Below are 17,902 nucleotides of genomic sequence, written 5' to 3'. Positions count from 1 at the left end.
TGGCTCAAGCCACTGCCCATCTGCTGCATCGCCTGCATCAACTGGCCGATTTCATCGCGACGACTGACGTCCATGCGCCCGCTCAAGTCGCCGGCGGCGATCTGCTGGGCCACGGCGATCACACTGCGCAGCGGCGCGACGATCAATCGGGTTATCACCCACGCCGCAATCAACCCTACCAGCAGTGCCAGGGCCGAAGAACCGATGATCAGCCCTGCGCTTTTCTTTAACTGCGCCTGCATCGACTGATCTTCGGCGCTGTAAGCCTGGTTGACCCGGCTGACCACTTGCTCCGCCCGATCATGCAACTGTTTGTAGACCACTTTCTCCTGCGCCAGCAGGCCGGTGTATTCGCCGAGCTTTTCACTGAACGCGGCAATATGCCCGGAGACTTCGTTGAGCACGGTCTGGTAGCCCGAGTCCTTGACCGAGGTCTTCAGTTGCTCGACCTGGGCCAGGGCCTGGTCGGCCTGCTCGATCTTGCCCTGCTCAGTGCCCTCCCCGCTCACTTTGCGGCTCTGATCCAGACGCACATGGGCTTCGTTCATGGCTTGCAACATCAAGCGTGAGACTTGGCTGATCTGTCCCGCCTGCTCGATAAACTCAGCGCCCTCCTTGCCCTGGCTTTCCTTCAGGCCATAGGCACCGTCATCTGCCAGCCCGGCCTGCAAGACGTCTAGGTTGTTCGCCACGCTGGACACCGACCAACTGGCCATTTCAAGGGCCAGGTCCTTGGTCTGGGTCAATTCGACAAACTCATCGAATGCCTTGCGGTATTGCGCCAAGGCTTGCTCGACATCGTTCATCACCGGCACGTTGGCGGGCGATTGAGCCTTGAGGCTGGCCGCGAGCGCTGCCAGGGTATCGACACTTTCATGCAGGGCATCGACGGCCTTGGGGTCGGCATGCAATGCGTAGTCCTGCTCGATCAGGCGCACCTTGAGCAGGCCGCTGTTGAGCGAAGACATGGCCTTGAGGCCTTCGAAACGCTGTCCAACGGATTGCAGGGACCACACGCCGATGGCCGCGACCAACGCGGTCAGCAGCAATACCAGCATGAAGCCCAAGCCCAGTTTCTTTGCCATACCGAGGTTGGCGAAATGTCGTTGCACGACCGAAATCATTGCACTTGAATCCTCTTGCAATGGCAGATGCCATAAAGCCCGGTTAACTCAGGCGAGATTCGCAACCACAAGGCATTGAACACAAGGCGTTGGCGCCACAATAATGGCAAAAAGCTACACGCTCGTCGTTTTCAGGATGGTCGAGGTCGATCTGGCAGGCCCCATGGCGCGGAACAACGCCAAGGCTCGTTGATCGGCCGCATAGGCCACATTGATACGCAGCCAGTCACTGGGTTCGCCGGTTGGACTGAACAGCGCCCCCGGCGATAACAAGACACCGAGCCGCCGGGCACACCCCTGCACTCGTGACCGATCCCCCACCCCTGGCCGTGCCCACAGGAACATACCGCCAGCGGGTTTGGCGAACACCTCCCACTCCTCGTCCTCCAGTACCTGCAACGTAGCGGCCATTTGCGCACGCAGTCGCTTGCGCAGGCGCTGCACACACTTGCGATAGGTGCCATTAGCCAGCAGCGTGGCCACCACCGCCTCGGCAAATCGCGAGGTGCCAAACCCGGTCATGGTCTTGAGGCTGGCCAGTTGCGCGATGATCACCGTGCTGGCACTGAGATACCCCACGCGGAGGGCACTGCTCAGGGTCTTGGAAAAGCTCGCGACATAGATCACCCGGTCATCATGGGGAAACGCCGACAGCCGCGTGCAACTGGCAGGTTGCAGGTCGCCGAAAACATCCTCTTCAATGATCAGGAAGTTCTCGCGGTGCGCCAGTTCCAGCAAACGTTCAGCCACTGTGCGGTTCAGGCTGGTGCCGGTGGGATTGTGATACAGGCTGTTGATGAACAGGCACTTGGGCCGATGCCGCTGCAACAATGCTTCCAGCGCCGAGAGGTCCGGGCCTCCTTGGGTGCGCGGCACTTGCAGCAGTTGCACGCCGTGGAACGCCAGCTGCCGATAGAGGTTGCCGTACCCCGGCGATTCGACCACCACGCAATCGCCAGCCTTGAGCAACGTGCGTATCAGCAAGTCCTGTGCATGACTGGCGCCTGACGTGGTGAGAATGCAGTCAAGGTGGGTGGCAATGTGGATCTGGGTCAGTCGCTTGAGCAGTTGTTCGCGCAGCGCCAGCAAACCCAATGGGGTGCTGTAGTTGAACAGACCGGCGGTGTCGGTACGGGTGACTTCACGAATCGCATAGCTGATGTCATCGCTTTCGCGCCAGGCATCCGGCAACCAGCCGCAGCCCAGTTTCAGCTCACCCATTGGGTTATCGATGAACGGCCCCCATTCCCGCTCTGCGCCTTCGTACCATTGGCCCTCATGCAAGCCGGACGGCTGCGCGACCACAAACCCCGAGCCGGGCTTGGACACCAGTACGCCCTGGGCGGCCATCCGCTCGAACGCCTCGATCACGCTGGACTGGCTGAGCAGATTATCGAGGGCCACCTGTCGAATGGACGGCAAGCGCGTGCCGGGACTCGCCCCACTGTTGCGAATCCACTGCGCCACTGCGCTGATGATTTGCTGCACCACCGGTACAAGGGCTTGTCGATCGATCCCTAAATCCATGCGCCACTCACTTCCTCTGTCTGTTATTCAACCCAGAACAGTTAAGCACAGAAGCCCCTCACAACCCGTCGCCAAATTTTATTAAAGTATTGATTTTATTGAATTATTTACCTAATGATACACATTCTGACAGGGCCCATTGCCAGCTATGGAAACGCCCCACAGCCCTCCCAAACCTTTTCGAATGGCGGGCGACGCGAGGTCCTAGATAGCCGTAGCACCACCGTCCACCGCCAAGGCCTGGCCAGTGGTAAAGGCCGCGCCATCGCTACAGAGGTAGAGCACCGCGCTGGCGACCTCCTCGACCTTGCCAATGCGCCCGACCGGATGCATGGCGGCGGCAAATTCGGCTTTGCGTGGGTCGGCTTCATAGGCACGCCGGAACATATCGGTATCGATCACCGCCGGGCAGACCGCATTGACGCGAATTTTCTTCTTCGCATATTCAATGGCCGCCGATTTGGTCAGGCCGATCACCGCATGCTTGGAAGCGGCGTAAATGCTCATCTTGGGCGCCGCGCCCAAACCCGCTACCGACGCGGTGTTGACGATTGCCCCGCCACCCTGGGCCAGCAGTAGCGGCAACTGGTACTTCATGCACAGCCACACGCCTTTGACGTTGACGCCCATGATGGCGTCGAACTCATCCTGGCTGCCGTCGGCCAACTTGCCTTTCTCGATCTCGATTCCGGCGTTATTGAAGGCATAGTCCAGGCGGCCATAGGCGGTGATGGTCTGGGCCATCAATTGCTGCACATCGGCCTCCAGCGTGACGTTGCAGCGTACAAACAGCGCTTCCCCGCCCGCCTGGTGGATCAAGGCGACGGTACCCTCGCCGCCCGCTGCATCCAGGTCGGCAACCACGACCTTCAAGCCTTCGGCGGCGAATGCGAGCGCAGTGGCGCGACCAATACCGGCGGCGGCACCGGTTACCAGGGCGACTTGACCGGAAAACGTCATGCTCATGGAGGATGTCCTGAAGAGTGTGTTGTGGGAAATCTAGCCGTGGCCCGAGTCTAGCCAACGCCACGCCGGACGCGTCAGCACTATCAAAAGGCCAGTTAAGGCTGCATGGATCGCAGTGATAACAGACATAGGCTGACTATCAGCAATGCCTATCGACAAGCATTCGCGCATTGGGTGAACCTTGCTCCATGGCCGTTCAAGGTTTATCACTTCAGGTTCATTTCCAGAAGAGTCCCTGCCATGACCGCCCAGACCAACCGCCAATTCCTGCTCGCCAAGCGCCCGGTCGGCGCGGCGACCCGGGAAACCTTCACCTACCAGGAAGTGCCGGTGGGCACACCCCAGGATGGGCAGGTGCTGGTGCGCAACGAATACCTGTCCCTCGACCCGGCCATGCGCGGCTGGATGAATGAAGGCAAGTCCTACATTCCGCCGGTCGGCATCGGTGAAGTCATGCGCGCGCTGGGTGTGGGAAAAGTGATTGCGTCCAACAACCCGAAATTTTCGGTCGGGGACTACGTCAACGGTGCCTTGGGTGTGCAGGATTACTTCCTGGGCGAGCCGCGTGGTTTCTACAAGGTTGATCCAAAACTCGCGCCTTTGCCGCGCTACCTGTCTGCCCTGGGCATGACCGGCATGACGGCCTACTTCGCGTTGCTGGACACCGGCGCACCCAAGGCAGGCGAAACCGTAGTGATCTCCGGCGCGGCCGGCGCCGTGGGCAGCATTGCCGGGCAGATCGCCAAGCTCAAAGGCTGCCGCGTGGTGGGCATTGCCGGCGGTGCAGACAAGTGCACGTTCCTGGTGGATGAACTGGGCTTCGACGCCGCCATCGATTACAAAAGCGAAGACGTGCCCGCCGCGCTCAAGCGCGAATGCCCCAAGGGCGTGGATGTGTATTTCGATAACGTCGGCGGCGATATTCTCGACGCCGTCCTCAGCCGCCTGGCACTGAAGGCGCGCGTGGTGATTTGCGGTGCCATCAGCCAATACAACAACAAGGAAGCCGTGAAGGGCCCGGCCAACTACCTGTCATTGCTGGTCAATCGCGCGCGTATGGAAGGTTTTGTGGTGATGGATCACGCGGCAAACTTTGCCGCGGCCGGGCAGGAAATGGCCGGCTGGATGGCGCAGGGCAAGCTCAAGAGCAAGGAAGATATCGTGGAGGGGCTGGAGACGTTCCCGGAGACGTTGATGAAGCTGTTCAACGGGGAGAACTTTGGCAAACTGGTACTCAAGGTCAACTGACACACCTTGGATCTAATTGTGGGAGCAGCGATGCGACGTGCTCGCTCCCACATCTATGTTTCCAGGTTCGACCTGATATCAGGCGATCTCGGCAACTACCGCCGCCAGCGCCTTCGCCGGATCCGCCGCCTGGCTGATCGGGCGGCCAATCACAAGGTAATCCGAACCCGCATCCAGTGCCTGACGCGGGGTCAGGATACGGCGCTGGTCATCCTGGGCGCTGCCCGCCGGACGAATCCCCGGAGTCACCAGCTGCAGCGACGGGTGCGCGGTTTTCAGCGCCTGGGCTTCCAGCGCCGAACACACCAGGCCATCGAGGCCGGCTTTCTGCGCCAGGGCGGCCAGGCGCAGGACTTGCTCCTGGGGCTCGATGTCCAGGCCAATACCGGCCAGGTCTTCACGCTCCATGCTGGTGAGCACAGTGACGCCGATCAGCAGCGGTTTAGGACCGCTGCGCTGTTCCAGCACTTCACGGCAGGCGGCCATCATGCGCAGGCCGCCGGAGCAGTGCACGTTGACCATCCACACGCCCATTTCGGCGGCAGCCTTGACCGCCATGGCGGTGGTGTTCGGGATGTCGTGGAATTTCAGGTCGAGGAACACCTCGAAGCCTTTATCACGCAGGGTGCCGACGATGTCCGCGGCGCAGCTGGTGAACAGTTCCTTGCCGACTTTGACGCGGCAAAGCTTCGGATCCAACTGGTCAGCCAGCTTCAGTGCGGCGTCACGAGTGGGGTAATCCAGGGCGACGATGATAGGAGTCTGGCAGACGGGCATTGGAATGGGCTCTCAGGCAAGTCGAAATCGGCGCGGATTGTAGCGCAAGCAGCGCCTTTGCGGGATCCGATGATCGGTAAATACTGACCAAGCGCCGTCAGGCGGGCATTTCTGGAAATTATTTCAAAGCTGATACATTCACGACATGCCCACAACACGCCCTACGGCTAGCCTCGCCTGCACGACCCACCGACCAGCACTTCCAGCCATGGGGCTGGGCGCCTATGCTGACCGCAACGACCAGGCAGATGATTGCATTATGCACACCCCTTCCGTCTTTATGAACGACGAGCAAAAAGCCGCGGTGATCGCCGACGACAAGCGCTGGAACACTCGTGCGCTGATCGTTGACGACGATGTGCCGATCCGCGAACTGCTGATCGACTACCTGGCACGCTTCGGCATTCTCGCCACCGGCGTCATCGACGGCACCGCGATGCGCCAAGCCATGCACGCCGAAACCTTTGACGTGGTGGTGCTCGACCTGATGCTGCCAGGCGAGGACGGCCTCTCGCTGTGCCGCTGGCTGCGCGCGGAATCGGACATCCCGATCCTGATGCTCACCGCCCGCTGCGAACCCACCGACCGCATTATCGGCCTGGAACTGGGCGCCGATGACTACATGTCCAAGCCGTTCGAGCCGCGCGAACTGGTGGCGCGCATCCAGACCATCCTGCGCCGCGTGCGTGACGACCGTACTGAACAGCGCACGAATATCCGCTTCGACAACTGGCGCCTGAACAGTGTGCTGCGCCAGCTGGTGGCCGACGATGGTTTGGTGGTGCCGCTGTCCAACGCGGAATTCCGCTTGCTGTGGGTGTTTATCGAGCGCCCGCGCCGCGTACTGAGCCGCGAGCAGTTGCTGGATGCAGCCCGTGGCCGATCAATTGAAGCCTTTGATCGCAGCATCGACTTGCTGGTATCGCGCCTGCGGCAGAAACTCGGGGATGATCCCAAGGCACCGCAGTTGATCAAGACCGTGCGTGGCGAAGGCTACCTGTTCGATGCGCGAGATATCGGCTGATGCGTGCGCCCTTCAACACGCTGTTTGGTCGGCTGTTTGGCGTGTTGCTCGTGGCGATTGTGCTGGCCCACGCGCTGGCGTTCTTCTGGTTCCACCATTACGGCCAACCGCCGCCGCCACCGCCTGAGCGGTTTATCGAGCAACCGGACGGAACAAGGGTACCGGAGCGCAAAGAGCACCACCGCCCCTGGTTTGGCGGCCCGGTGGTGCCCCTGACGTTTCAATTTGTCTCACTGATTATCGCCGCCTGGTACGGGGCCAAGCTGTTGAGCAGACCGATTCAACGCCTCAGCGAGGCGGCCGAGCGTTTAAGCCTGGACCTTGACAGCCCGCCGCTGGAAGAGTCCGGGCCGCTGGAAGCGCGGCAGGCGGCATCGACCTTCAACCTGATGCAAAAACGCATCCGCGAACAGGTCAGCCAACGCGCGCGCATGCTCGGTGCGGTCTCCCATGACCTGCGCACCCCACTGTCACGCCTCAAGCTGCGCCTGGAACAGATCGAAGATACGCGGCTGCAGGGCCAGATGCGCCAGGACCTGGACGACATGATCGGCATGCTCGACGCCACCCTGAGCTACCTGCACGAACAACGCACCAGCGAAACCCGGCATTGGCTGGACGTGCAAGCGCTGGTGGAGTCGATGAGCGAAAACGCCCAGGACCAGGGTTCGGATGTGCAATTCGCCGGCACCTGCGCGCCGTTGCAAGTACAGCCGATGGCCTTGCGTTCGTGCCTGAATAACCTGATCGACAACGCCTTGCGTTATGCCGGCTCGGCACGCATCGAGCTGACGGACAGTCGCGAGGCACTGGTCATCCGCGTCATTGATCATGGCCCCGGCATCGCCGCCGACAAGCGTGAAGCGGTGTTCGAGCCGTTCTACCGGCTCGAAGGCTCACGCAACCGCAACTCCGGCGGCGTCGGCCTGGGCATGACGATTTCCAAGGAAGCGGCGGAACGCCTCGGCGGTCGCCTGAACCTGGAGGAAACCCCAAGTGGTGGACTGACTGCCGTGATGTGGTTGCCCAGGACCTGAGGGCCAGCACCACTCCCACATTAGGCCTCATACAACCGTTACAGCGGCTTATCTTCCAGACGCGCCTGAGCCTGGGTCGCACTCCAATCCGTCAACAGGCTGTAGGCCACCGCCAGCAAGGTCGGGCCGATAAACAGGCCGATAAAACCAAAGGCAATCAAGCCACCGAACACGCCGAGCAGCACAATGACCAGCGGCAGGTTGCCGCCCCGACTGATCAGGTAGGGCTTGAGCACGTTGTCCACGCCGCTGATGATGAACGTGCCCCATACACCGAGGAACACCGCATAGGTGTAATCGCCTTTCCAGGCCAGCCAGGCCGTGGCAGGGATCCACACCAGCGGCGGGCCCATGGGGATCAGGCTGAGCAGGAAGGTGACGACGCCCAGCACCAGCGCGCCCGGTACGCCGGCGATCAGAAAGCCGATCAGTGCCAGCACCGCCTGGGCGGCGGCGGTGCCAATCACGCCGTTGACCACCCGTTGTACGGTGCCAGCCACCAGTTCGATGTAGTAGCCCGCGCGTTCGCCGATCAAGCGTTCCAATAAACGGTGGACGAACATCGCCAAGCGCGGCCCGTCTCGATAGAAAAAGAACACGAACACCAGGCTCAACGTCAGTTCAAGAATGCCGCCGCCGATCTGCGCACTGCGCGCCAGCAACCAATTGCCAACCTGCCCCAGGTACGGTTTGATGCTGACCATCAAGGCCGCGCCTTGTTGGTCGATGCTGTCCCAGGTTGCCACCAGCCGCTCGCCGGCAAAGGGAATCGAACCGAGCCAGGTGGGCGCCGCCGGCAAGCCGTCGACCTGGATATCCTTGATCAACGCCACCGCGTCGCGCACATGGTCCGCGAGGTTGAAGCCCATCCACACCAGCGGCACCGCCACCAGCAAGATCCAGCCCAGCGTCAGGATGGCGGCCGCCAAAGACTCCCGGCCGCCGAGCCAACGCGTGAGCAGGACCATCAGTGGCCAACTGGCAAACGCCAGCACCGCGCCCCAGAACAGCGCCGACCAGAACGGCGCCATCACCCATAGACTGGCACCAAACAGCACCAGCAGCAGGATTTGCACCAGTAGGCGATCGTTATTGAGCATGGGGTATCTCTAGAAGAAGGCTTAGGAAGACAGCTTAGGCGAACGAAGCGGGTCCGTTCGCCTGGTCACGCCTAGCGTATCAGATGCACGCGCAGGCCTTTGGCATCACCGGCGCCGGTTTCCAGGCGAGCAGCGCGCACGCCTTTGTCGATCAGGCCCTGGCGCCACGCTTCGGCGTTCGGCCCGGTCAAACTGACGCGCAACGTGGTGTCGAGGTTCAACCCACGGGAAATCAAGGTCAGCCAGGTGGTGTCGGGTGCGCCGGCGAGCGCGGGGAAGTCCAGCTCACCGGTGCTTTTCAGCTCGCGCGACAGGGTCGCCGAGGTCGGCAATAGATGGCCCAATGGCGCGCTGGCGTCCAATTGCTCCACATGCAGATAGGCGCGGCGATTGCCCCGGGTGATGCCATAGAGCGCGACCAGGGAGTTGGCCTGTGGCTCGGCCAGACGCAGCAACACGTATTCCTGCTGGCTGTCGGCGCCGACCAACTTGGCGTTGCCGAAAATCTCATTGGCCCACAGGCTGCTTTCACCACAATCGCGGGCATTGCACCAGAATAACAACTGCGCGCCCTTTTCCTGCAACGCTTCACGCGTCGCGGTAAACGCGGCGCTGGAGCTGTGTTCGGCGGGCAACTCATAGGTGATGGCGGTGGCTTGGCCGCGCGCGATGGCCTGGTCTTCATAGCGCAACTGGCCGCTGATCTTGCGGATCGCGCCCATGGGGTAGATCCGTTCTTTTTCTTCAGCGGGCCGGTAATCGACGATTTGCGAATCGACCTGGCGGGCCACGGCGGGCAGGTCCTGGCTACCCGGTAGGTCGGCGGCGAATACCAACGGGCTAAGCAGGCTTAAGCCCAAGACACGGATACATCCGTTACGCACGCTCATAAGATCAACGAGCCCTGGCCATCGTTGGTCATAGCGATGTCGAAGTTGTTCATGGTTGACTCCTTTTCAATCCGCCCAGCCTCGGCAGTTGACCGCCCCAAGTCAAGGCGCTCGGAAGAACCGATTGAAACAGTCTGCAACAAGGAGCGCCCCAGACTCATCATTCAGGTGCAAATGATGGCCACCGGGCAGCGTGGTCACGGTAAAGGGTAGCTGGGAAAGCAATTCGGGATGTTTCGCCAGCATGCCGTCGGCAGCGACCACTAACTGCGTAGGGCACCTTACGCGCCGCACGAAGGCCATGGCTTGTTCGTCGGTCAGGCGCATCGGCGAAGCCAGGGTCAGGCGGCTATCGGTACGCCAGGTGTAACCACCCGGCACCGGCATCAAACCGCGCTGGGCCAGCAGTTCTGCGGCTTCGCGACTGACCGCTACCACGCCTTTCATGCGCGCTTCGACGGCGCTATCCAGGGTGTTATAGACCGGCTTGCGCTTGTCCTGCAGGTTCAATTGCGCTTGCAACGCCATGCCCAGCCGCTCGGCGGCGTTCTCACCGTTGGCCGTCGGCGGGATGACGCCGTCGATCAATCCCAGGTGCGTTACGCGCTCCGGCAACGCACCGGCGAGCACCAGAGACACGATAGCGCCGAGAGAGTGACCAAGTAATGCAAAACGTTTCCACCCGAGTTGCTCGGCGACTTGCAGCACGTCATAGACGTAATCCCACAAGGCATAACCGGCGCCTGTAGGACGATGCGCCGAATGCCCGTGCCCGGCCATATCCAGCGCAACGACGCGCAAACCCTGAAGTTTCGGGGCCAGTCGCGCAAAGCTGTTGGCGTTGTCCAGCCAGCCATGCAGCGCGATCACCGGCACACCGTCCTCGGGGCCGAACAGGTGGGCCGCCAGTTCGATATGCGGCAGGCTCAGGCGGACGTCCTCGACGGGTGTGCTCATGCGCAACTACGCTCGCGCGTTTCCCAGCGGGAGAACAGGTTCTTGATCAAGGTCGCGGTGTCTTGGGGGCGCTCAAGGGGGAACATATGGCCGCCGGGCATGGTGAGCATTTCACCCATGGGCAGACGTCCGACGCCGCTGGCGTGGTGACGCATCACTACGCGGCTCTGTCGGCCGCGCACCACCGCCAGCGGCACCTTCAGTTGGCGCACCTGGCCCGGGCTGGTGTGCGGCACGCCACGGTAGATGCTGATTTCTGTGGCCGGGTCAAAGCGCAGGCGCAGGCGATCACCCACCTGATACAAACCATGTTGCAGGTAAGCGTCGAAGCATTCCGGGTCAAAGCCACGGAACAAGGTCTTGCCGGCGAAGTAACTGCGCGCAGCCTCTAGGTCGGTAAATTCCTCGCGACGGCCCAGGGTGCGTCCAGCCGGGGTCAGGCGGTCGATGAAACCCAAGCGCTTGGCCGCGCGAATTACCCAGCGGTCGGCGCGGGTCAGCACCGGCGAATCGAGCATCACCACACCGCGATACAACTGCGGGCAACGCATGGCCGCGTGCAGATGCAACACGCCGCCCAAGGAATGGCCCACGCCCCACACCGGTTCCGGCTGCTGCTCAAGGTGGTGGATCAACTCGTCCACCAGGTTCTGCCAATTATCATCCACCGGAAACCTGGGATCATGACCGTGCTGCGGCAGATGAGCCACCTTGTATTCCGGGGCCAGGGCGGCAAACAGCTTGCCGTAGGTGGCCGAAGGGAAGCCATTGGCGTGGGCAAAAAACACATGCTGCGACATACCGGATCCATCTACAAAAACAGAGATTGATTGTCACCATGCCTGGCCGGCACAGCAATGACTGTAACTGCCAGGAATGATGACACTCACGCCACGCCTATCGCGCCGGGGGGTTCTCGCCCAGCGGTACCACCGCCATGGTCAGGCGCGAGATACAACTGGCTTTGCCATCGTCGCTGGTCAAGCGGATGTCCCACACCTGAGTAGTGCGGCCGATGTGAATCGCGCGCGCCACGGCAGTCACCCGCCCGCTGCGCACACCACGCAGGTGGTTGGCGTTGACCTCAAGGCCGACGCAATAGAACTTGGCGGGATCAATACACAGGTAGGCGGCCGTCGAGCCGACGGTTTCTGCCAACACCACCGACGCACCACCGTGCAGCAAGCCGTAGGGTTGATGGGTGCGATGATCGACCACCATGCTGGCGGTCAGGGACTCGTCGTCCACGCTGTCGAAGCGAATATCCAGCAGCTCACCGATGGTGTTTTTCTGCATGGCATTGAGTTGCTCGATATTCGGCTGGGTGCGCCACAGGCTCATACAAGTGTCCTTCTTGGTTTTATGATGGGCCTAATCCTGCCACAGAACCGATTCGGAACGCTCGCTCCACGCCTGCAATTGTGCACCGTAGGTCGATTCGATCACGTTGCGCTTGATCTTCAAGGTCGGGGTCAGAAAGCCGTTTTCCACCGCCCAGTTTTCGTTCACCACCACCAGTTGACGCAAACGCTCATGCTTGTCCAAGGCGCCGTTGACCTGTTCCAACAGGCGCTCAAGGCTGCTGCGCAGCACTTGCCGGTCCTGGCTCCCCGCCGACAGCACACACAGGCCGATTGGCGCAGCCAGGCCGTCGCCCACTACGCACACCTGCTCGATGCGCGAGTGTTCGGCCAGGCGGTTTTCGATCGGCGCCGGGGCTACGTATTTGCCTTTGCTGGTCTTGAAGATTTCCTTGAGCCGCCCGGTCAGGCGCAAACGGCCATCGGCATCCTGCTCGCCCTTGTCGCCGGTACGCAAGAAACCATCGGCGGTGAGGGTCTCGCAGGTTTTCTGTGGGTCCTTGAAGTAGCCGAGCATGGTCGCACCGCTGCGCACCTGCACTTCGCCCGAGGGGTCGATGCGCACTTCAACACCGGGGCACGGCAGGCCAATCCAGCCGAGGATCTGCTGGCCGGGACGACACACATGGGAGTAGCCGCAGCTCTCGGTCATGCCATACACCTCGAGCACATCCAGGCCCAGGCGTTGGTACCAGCGCAGCAGCGCCTCAGGCACGGGCGCCGCGCCGGACAGTGCGATGCGCAACGCGTCCAGGCCCAGGCCGGCAAGTACCTTGTGGCCTACACGTTTGCCGATAAAGGGCAGGCGCAGCAAGGTATCGAGGCGCTTTTGCGGGATCTTGGCGTAGACGCCCATCTGGAATTTGCTCCAGATCCGCGGCACGCCAAACAGTGCGGTCGGACGTGCCCTACGCAGATCGGTCAAAAAAGTATCCAGGCTTTCTGCGAAATAAACCGTTTGCCCAGTGTAAATCGACGCCATCTCCACAAACATCCGCTCCGCCACATGGCACAACGGCAGGTAGGACAACAGCCGGTCGCCCTCCCCCAGCCCAAATAACTCGGTGCCGCGGGTGGCGGCAAACCCCAAGGCGCCAAAGCTGTGCATCACGCCTTTGGGCAGGCCGGTGGTGCCGGAGGTATAGATGATGGTGGCCAGGTCCGAAGCGGCAGGCTGGGGGTCGTCATGAATCGACGGGCAGGCTTGCAGGTCGGCCCAACTGAAATCGAACGCGCCCGACGGGCACAGTGGCAGGCTGATGGTCGGCACACCCGCCGGCACACCGGGTGCCATGGCGGGCCAATCGTCGAGCTTGCCGATAAACACCAGTGCCGCCTCGGAATGGCTGAGCACATGGGCAACGGAGTCGGCGGTGAGGTTGGGGTACAGCGGCACAGAGACGTGCCCGGCCATCCAGATCGCCAGGTCGGCAATGATCCAGTGCGCGCAGTTTTTCGAGATCAGGGCAATGTGCGAGCCCTGGGGCAACTCGCGAGCACGCAGCCACTGCGCGGCGCAACGGGCCTGGTGGCCGACATCGCCCCAACTGAGGCGTTGCACCTCGCTGCCGCCAACGGGCTGGACCAGAAAGGTCTGACGCGGGTGGCGCGCTTCACGTTCAAAGAAGACCTGCAACGGCAAACGAAAAGCGACGGGCATGGGACGCGCTCCTTTGTGGTCCGACGATAGCCAACCAAGCACTTGCTTGGTTGAATATATAGCACACACAAAGCAGCGATATAGCCTACGGGTGTTTCACACCGACCAGGCTCATCAGCCCCGCCAGCGGGAAATCCCCCTCCAGTTCCGCCAGGCTGGCGGTGTGCATCGGCTGCGGCTGACACTGGTGACCATGCTGCAGAAAGCTGATCAGGCTGCCCACCAACGGCTGGTGGCTGACCAGCAGCACGTTGTCATCGGTGTCGAGCTTTTCCAGCACCTGCAAAGGATTGCCCTCCGGCGTCAGCCACGGCACCGTGCGAATATCCGGCTCGAAACCCAAGGCCTCACGCACCAGGTGCGCGGTCTGCTGCGCCCGCACATAGGGGCTGGCGATGATGGCGCTGAGGGGTTGGCCAATCAGGTGCGCAGCACTGCGCAACACTTCGGCGCGCCCGTGTTCAGTGAGGTTGCGCTGAGCGTCGGAGGGGGCATGGGCTTCTGCTTCGCCGTGACGCAAAATCCACAACTTCACAGCTTTGGCTCCTCATCACGCACCGGGTGCGGCGCTGGCGGCACACTGTGGGCGGCTTCGCCCTCGGGTGCGCGCGGGGTCGGCCAGTCGGCGAACGGCCATGGTTTCTGTTCGGAGTGGAAGCTGCCGAAACGGCCGATCTGCGCCAGGAACTGGCTGAGGCTGTCGCCGAAGTTCATCAGGCCCAGGTTCGGTGCGCCATAGATCAAGCGGTAGATCAACTGCACCACCACCAGCGCGCCGAGCAGGAACTGAGCCACCTGCCACACCAGGGCAAACACCAGCATCCACAGAATGCGCAGGCCAATGGATTCGTACTTGGGCGCTGCTTTTGGATCGTTCATGACGCGTTCCTCAGTTGAAACCACTGGTGGAAATAAAGTCGACATCGGTTTTCGGCTCGGCGCGCATCAGCAGCTCGATGACCTGGTCCAAGGTGCGCCCTTCAAACAGGATAGCGTGCAGCCCGGCGACCAGCGGCATATACACGCCGGCCTCCTGGGCCTTGGCCTTGAGCACCTTGAGGGTGTTGACGCCTTCGGCCACTTCACCCAGGCGCGTGACCGCGTCGTCCAGGCTCAAGCCCTGGCCGAGGGCGAAACCCACCTGGTAGTTGCGGCTTTTCGGCGAGGAGCAGGTGACGATCAAGTCGCCCACACCCGCCAGCCCCAGGAAGGTCATCGGGTTGGCGCCCTGGTTCACGGCAAAACGGGTCATCTCGGCCAAGGCGCGGGTGATCAGCATGCTCTTGGTGTTTTCGCCCATGCCCAGCGCCACGGCCATGCCGGCGATGATCGCATAGACGTTTTTCAGCGCACCGCCCAGTTCGACGCCAAAGCGGTCGTTGCTGGCATAGACGCGGAAGGTCCGGCCATGCAGCACGGCCTGGACGCGCTCGCAGAGCGCTTCGTCTTCACTGGCGACCACGGTGGCGGTCAGCGCGTGCTCGGCCACTTCCCGCGCCAGGTTCGGCCCGGACAGCACGCCAATGCGCGCCTGAGGAGCGATTTCTTCAAGGATTTCACTCATCAGCTTGAAGGTCTGCGCCTCGATGCCTTTAGTCAGGCTGACCAGCAGCTTGCCCGCCAGGCGTTCAGCGTGAGGCGCCAACACCGAACGCAGTGCGCTGGACGGCAGCGCGACGAAACACAGGTCGCAGGCTGTGAGGGTTTCCAGCAGGTCGGTGACAGGCTCGACCGCCGGATGAATCTTGATGCCTTTGAGGTAACGCGGGTTTTCCCGGTTAACCCGAATGGCCTCGGCCTGTTCGGGATCGCGCATCCACTGGCGCACAGCGTGACCGTTTTCGGCCAGCAAATTTGCCACGGCGGTACCAAAACTTCCGCCTCCCAGGACCGCGATAGGGCGCTGTTCAGTCATATGCAATCCGTTAATCCATACCAGTGGCGATGGCGCATTATACGGGCCGACCCGCTTGCGGCCAGCCCCCGTATCAATTCATGCGTTTGCCGGAAAATGGCAAATTTACATGAAGTAATTACAAGTCCGACGACTGGCAAAAGGCCCCACCTCAGTTAACATGGGCGGCTATCCGCAATTATCAAGGCCGTGCCGTGTATTTGGGCCCTCCTCCTCGTCTACCTCTGTGGCTGATGCTGCTGTGCAGCGCGCCGGTCATGGCCGATGACCTGTTCCTCGACAGCCAGCCCCTGCCCCAAGTGTTGACCGCCACGCGCCTCAAGCAATCGGCCGCCGCCGTGCCTGGCAGTATGACCGTGATCGACAGCCAGCTGATCAAGGCCAGTGGCGCGCGGGATATCAGTGAACTGCTGCGGCTGGTACCAGGGATGATGGTCGGCTACACCACCGGCAACCAGGCGACGGTGAACTACCATGGCACCAGTGCCAGCGATGCGCGGCGCATGCAGGTGCTGATAGACGGCCGCTCGGTGTATCGCGCGGGCCTGGCCACCGTGGACTGGAGCGACATTCCGGTCGCCATGGAAGATATCGAGCGCATCGAAGTGTTCCGCGGCCCCAACACCGTCAGCTACGGCGCCAATGCCTTGATGGCGGTCGTCAACATCCTCACGCGCTCGCCGGCCAACAGCCATGGCTCGCGGGTCAAGGTGGTGCGTGGCGCACGCGGCATCAACGACTTCTATGCCAGCCAGGGCGCAGGCTGGGAAACCGGCGACTTGCGCTTGTCCCTCTCCGGGCAACAGGACGACGGTTTCGACAGCGACGCTGCCGGCGCCGACCGCCGTGACGGCCGCCGCCTCAACCGCTTCAGCCTGGCGATCAGCCAGACGCTGAACACCCAACAGAGCATCGACGTGCAGTTGGATGCAAAGGAAGGCACCAACCAACGACCTTATACCTACACTCCAGTGTTTGCCGGGATTACCGAAGGCGGTAACAATTCCGACGTCACAGCCAAAGACTACGCGGGTTCCCTGCGCTGGAATTTTGATTTCAATCCTGACCACAGCCTGTATATCCAGGGCTCGGCCCAACAGTGGGATCGCCGGCAAATCTGGAACGCCTGTGATGCCAAGGTCTCGTTCAGCCCGGAGCTGACCCAGTTATGGCAGTTGAACCCCAATTATGCCGAACGGCTGGCCCGGCACATGGACACCTACAGCCAAGGCAGTGCGCCACCGGGCAGCCCCGCCGAGCAAGCCCTGGCCGACCAGGTGCTGGACCAATGGCGTAACGGCGCCAACCAGAGCGTGTGCGGTGACATCGACCAAAGCACTCGCGAAAGCCGCTACGACCTGGAGATTCAGGACACTCTCAGCCTGTCCGACAGCCTGCGCCTGGTCAGCGGCATGAACTACCGCTACGACCGCGCCGACTCCGACACCTATTTCAACGGCACTCTGGACGACAGCACCTGGCGTCTGTTCGGCCAGTTGGAATGGCGCGCCAGCGAGCATTGGCTGCTGCAAGGCGGCGCGATGTACGAAGACACGCACCTGAGCGGCAACTCGCTGACGCCACGGGTGGCCGTCAACTACCTGATCAACCCGCGCCACGGCCTGCGCGCGGTGTATTCCGAAGCGATCCGCTCGCCGGACATGTTCGAGAACAATGTCAACTGGAGCTATCGCGTCACCAACCTCGGCTCCCCGGCCTATGGGCAGACCACCGGGCAATACTTCGTAAAGACCCGGGGCCCGGGCAACCTCGATAAAGAGATGATGAAATCGAGGGAACTAGGGTACAACGGCTTTTTTGCCGACATCGGGCTGAACATGGACGTGAAACTGTTCTACGACGAGATCACCAACATGATCAGCTCGCCGCTGCGCAATAACCAATACATTGCCAGCAACGCCAACAGCTCTCGGTTTACCGGTGCTGAATCCCAGTTCGACTGGCGCGTGAGCAACGCCGACCGCCTGCGGCTGACCTATGCTTACGTCGATGCCACCAGCAGTAACCCGCGTGATAAAGCACAAACCGCGCGTAACAGTGGCTCCGCCGGCTGGTTGCGTGAATGGGGTCAGGGCTGGTCGAGCGCGCTGTTCTACTATGGCGACGACGCACTCAACGGCTATCGCTTCGAACGGGCCGACCTGCGGGTGGCCAAGCGCATTGCCCTGGGCAAAGCCAATGTGGAGCTGGCCGGCATGCTGCAACAACGCCTCGACAACCAGCCCACCACCTGGGCCGATAACAATTATGACAGTCGCCACGTGCTCTACTTCAGCGCGGAGTTAGAGTTCTGAC

General features: G+C 61.7%; 16 protein-coding genes and 1 pseudogene. 4 read left to right on the top strand and 13 right to left on the bottom strand.

Annotation, left to right across the window (positions count from 1 at the left end):
• Nucleotides 1-17: 17 nt before the first annotated feature.
• The 3 genes and pseudogenes from AACY52_RS32195 to AACY52_RS05065 form a co-directional block, all read right to left on the bottom strand.
• A pseudogene (locus AACY52_RS32195) lies at nucleotides 18-1,058 on the bottom strand (HAMP domain-containing protein); the annotation flags it as partial.
• A gap of 180 nt (nucleotides 1,059-1,238) precedes the next feature.
• On the bottom strand, nucleotides 1,239-2,651 hold the full coding sequence (locus AACY52_RS05070; protein WP_339414650.1) for a PLP-dependent aminotransferase family protein: 1,413 nt from the start codon (nucleotides 2,649-2,651) through the stop codon (nucleotides 1,239-1,241).
• Between the two features lie 204 nt (nucleotides 2,652-2,855).
• Nucleotides 2,856-3,617 (bottom strand): SDR family oxidoreductase, encoded by a 762-nt coding sequence (locus AACY52_RS05065; RefSeq protein WP_339414651.1) that lies wholly within the window; start codon nucleotides 3,615-3,617, stop codon nucleotides 2,856-2,858.
• A 240-nt stretch (nucleotides 3,618-3,857) separates the two neighbouring features.
• Between AACY52_RS05065 and AACY52_RS05060 the strand changes: the two genes are divergently transcribed.
• On the top strand, nucleotides 3,858-4,865 hold the full coding sequence (locus tag AACY52_RS05060; RefSeq protein WP_339414652.1) for an NADP-dependent oxidoreductase: 1,008 nt from the start codon (nucleotides 3,858-3,860) through the stop codon (nucleotides 4,863-4,865).
• 78 nt (nucleotides 4,866-4,943) lie between these two features.
• On the opposite strand, the gene pyrF is transcribed toward AACY52_RS05060, so the two are convergent.
• Nucleotides 4,944-5,642, bottom strand: coding sequence for an orotidine-5'-phosphate decarboxylase (gene pyrF / locus AACY52_RS05055; RefSeq protein ID WP_339414653.1), 699 nt, complete (start codon nucleotides 5,640-5,642; stop codon nucleotides 4,944-4,946).
• A gap of 259 nt (nucleotides 5,643-5,901) precedes the next feature.
• Here pyrF and AACY52_RS05050 point away from each other — a divergent pair, with 259 nt between their 5' ends.
• Together AACY52_RS05050 and AACY52_RS05045 are read left to right on the top strand one after the other, a co-directional pair.
• The gene (locus tag AACY52_RS05050) at nucleotides 5,902-6,666 is read left to right on the top strand and encodes a response regulator (RefSeq protein ID WP_339414654.1); all 765 of its coding nucleotides are present in this window, start codon (nucleotides 5,902-5,904) and stop codon (nucleotides 6,664-6,666) included.
• Nucleotides 6,666-7,703, top strand: a complete 1,038-nt coding sequence (locus tag AACY52_RS05045) for an ATP-binding protein (protein WP_339414655.1) — start codon at nucleotides 6,666-6,668, stop codon at nucleotides 7,701-7,703. Before AACY52_RS05050 ends, AACY52_RS05045 begins: the two co-directional genes overlap by 1 nt.
• Before the next feature lie 38 nt (nucleotides 7,704-7,741).
• Here the strand turns inward: AACY52_RS05045 and AACY52_RS05040 are convergent, their stop codons facing one another.
• The 9 genes from AACY52_RS05040 to AACY52_RS05000 all read right to left on the bottom strand — a co-directional run bounded on the left by AACY52_RS05040 (nucleotide 7,742) and on the right by AACY52_RS05000 (nucleotide 15,586).
• Nucleotides 7,742-8,803, bottom strand: a complete 1,062-nt coding sequence (locus AACY52_RS05040; protein WP_339457020.1) for an AI-2E family transporter — start codon at nucleotides 8,801-8,803, stop codon at nucleotides 7,742-7,744.
• 71 nt (nucleotides 8,804-8,874) lie between these two features.
• Entirely contained in the window at nucleotides 8,875-9,693 is an 819-nt protein-coding gene (locus AACY52_RS05035; RefSeq protein WP_339414657.1) for a DUF4892 domain-containing protein, read from the bottom strand.
• Between the two features lie 102 nt (nucleotides 9,694-9,795).
• Nucleotides 9,796-10,650, bottom strand: coding sequence for an alpha/beta hydrolase (locus AACY52_RS05030; protein ID WP_339414658.1), 855 nt, complete (start codon nucleotides 10,648-10,650; stop codon nucleotides 9,796-9,798).
• Complete coding sequence (locus AACY52_RS05025; protein ID WP_339414660.1) at nucleotides 10,647-11,450, bottom strand: alpha/beta hydrolase; 804 nt, start codon at nucleotides 11,448-11,450, stop codon at nucleotides 10,647-10,649. The genes AACY52_RS05030 and AACY52_RS05025 overlap by 4 nt, the downstream gene beginning before the upstream one ends.
• A gap of 97 nt (nucleotides 11,451-11,547) precedes the next feature.
• A complete protein-coding gene (locus tag AACY52_RS05020) occupies nucleotides 11,548-11,991 on the bottom strand; it encodes a hotdog fold thioesterase (protein WP_339560321.1) in 444 nt (147 codons plus the stop codon).
• Nucleotides 11,992-12,021: 30 nt separating this feature from the next.
• The gene (locus AACY52_RS05015) at nucleotides 12,022-13,671 is read right to left on the bottom strand and encodes an AMP-binding protein (protein WP_339529699.1); all 1,650 of its coding nucleotides are present in this window, start codon (nucleotides 13,669-13,671) and stop codon (nucleotides 12,022-12,024) included.
• Between the two features lie 85 nt (nucleotides 13,672-13,756).
• On the bottom strand, nucleotides 13,757-14,206 hold the full coding sequence (gene sixA / locus AACY52_RS05010; RefSeq protein ID WP_339560320.1) for a phosphohistidine phosphatase SixA: 450 nt from the start codon (nucleotides 14,204-14,206) through the stop codon (nucleotides 13,757-13,759).
• Nucleotides 14,203-14,550: a DUF4389 domain-containing protein gene (locus AACY52_RS05005; RefSeq protein ID WP_339414664.1), complete on the bottom strand. Its 348-nt coding sequence runs from the start codon at nucleotides 14,548-14,550 to the stop codon at nucleotides 14,203-14,205. Before AACY52_RS05005 ends, sixA begins: the two co-directional genes overlap by 4 nt.
• Nucleotides 14,551-14,560: 10 nt before the next feature.
• Nucleotides 14,561-15,586, bottom strand: coding sequence for an NAD(P)H-dependent glycerol-3-phosphate dehydrogenase (locus tag AACY52_RS05000; RefSeq protein ID WP_049709214.1), 1,026 nt, complete (start codon nucleotides 15,584-15,586; stop codon nucleotides 14,561-14,563).
• 194 nt (nucleotides 15,587-15,780) lie between these two features.
• Between AACY52_RS05000 and AACY52_RS04995 the strand changes: the two genes are divergently transcribed.
• On the top strand, nucleotides 15,781-17,901 hold the full coding sequence (locus AACY52_RS04995; protein WP_339436680.1) for a TonB-dependent receptor domain-containing protein: 2,121 nt from the start codon (nucleotides 15,781-15,783) through the stop codon (nucleotides 17,899-17,901).
• Nucleotide 17,902: the final 1 nt, after the last annotated feature.

The organism is Pseudomonas sp. EA_65y_Pfl1_P113 (assembly GCF_963970525.1).
GTDB classification, from domain to species: domain Bacteria; phylum Pseudomonadota; class Gammaproteobacteria; order Pseudomonadales; family Pseudomonadaceae; genus Aquipseudomonas; species Aquipseudomonas tritici.
Note: the sequence above shows the minus strand (reverse complement) of the source record. Positions and strands in the feature narration are given on the sequence as shown.

Excerpts from the sequence above, each read along its gene's own strand:
- AACY52_RS05015 (WP_339529699.1), bottom strand. The coding sequence starts at position 13,671 with ATGCCCGTCGCTTTTCGTTTGCCGTTGCAGGTCTTCTTTGAACGTGAA.
- AACY52_RS05045 (WP_339414655.1), top strand. The coding sequence starts at position 6,666 with ATGCGTGCGCCCTTCAACACGCTGTTTGGTCGGCTGTTTGGCGTGTTG.
- AACY52_RS05020 (WP_339560321.1), bottom strand. The coding sequence starts at position 11,991 with ATGAGCCTGTGGCGCACCCAGCCGAATATCGAGCAACTCAATGCCATG.
- pyrF (WP_339414653.1), bottom strand. The coding sequence starts at position 5,642 with ATGCCCGTCTGCCAGACTCCTATCATCGTCGCCCTGGATTACCCCACT.
- AACY52_RS05035 (WP_339414657.1), bottom strand. The coding sequence starts at position 9,693 with ATGAGCGTGCGTAACGGATGTATCCGTGTCTTGGGCTTAAGCCTGCTT.
- AACY52_RS05060 (WP_339414652.1), top strand. The coding sequence starts at position 3,858 with ATGACCGCCCAGACCAACCGCCAATTCCTGCTCGCCAAGCGCCCGGTC.
- AACY52_RS05030 (WP_339414658.1), bottom strand. The coding sequence starts at position 10,650 with ATGAGCACACCCGTCGAGGACGTCCGCCTGAGCCTGCCGCATATCGAA.
- AACY52_RS05005 (WP_339414664.1), bottom strand. The coding sequence starts at position 14,550 with ATGAACGATCCAAAAGCAGCGCCCAAGTACGAATCCATTGGCCTGCGC.
- AACY52_RS05000 (WP_049709214.1), bottom strand. The coding sequence starts at position 15,586 with ATGACTGAACAGCGCCCTATCGCGGTCCTGGGAGGCGGAAGTTTTGGT.
- AACY52_RS05040 (WP_339457020.1), bottom strand. The coding sequence starts at position 8,803 with ATGCTCAATAACGATCGCCTACTGGTGCAAATCCTGCTGCTGGTGCTG.
- AACY52_RS05050 (WP_339414654.1), top strand. The coding sequence starts at position 5,902 with ATGCACACCCCTTCCGTCTTTATGAACGACGAGCAAAAAGCCGCGGTG.
- AACY52_RS05025 (WP_339414660.1), bottom strand. The coding sequence starts at position 11,450 with ATGTCGCAGCATGTGTTTTTTGCCCACGCCAATGGCTTCCCTTCGGCC.
- AACY52_RS05070 (WP_339414650.1), bottom strand. The coding sequence starts at position 2,651 with ATGGATTTAGGGATCGATCGACAAGCCCTTGTACCGGTGGTGCAGCAA.
- AACY52_RS05065 (WP_339414651.1), bottom strand. The coding sequence starts at position 3,617 with ATGAGCATGACGTTTTCCGGTCAAGTCGCCCTGGTAACCGGTGCCGCC.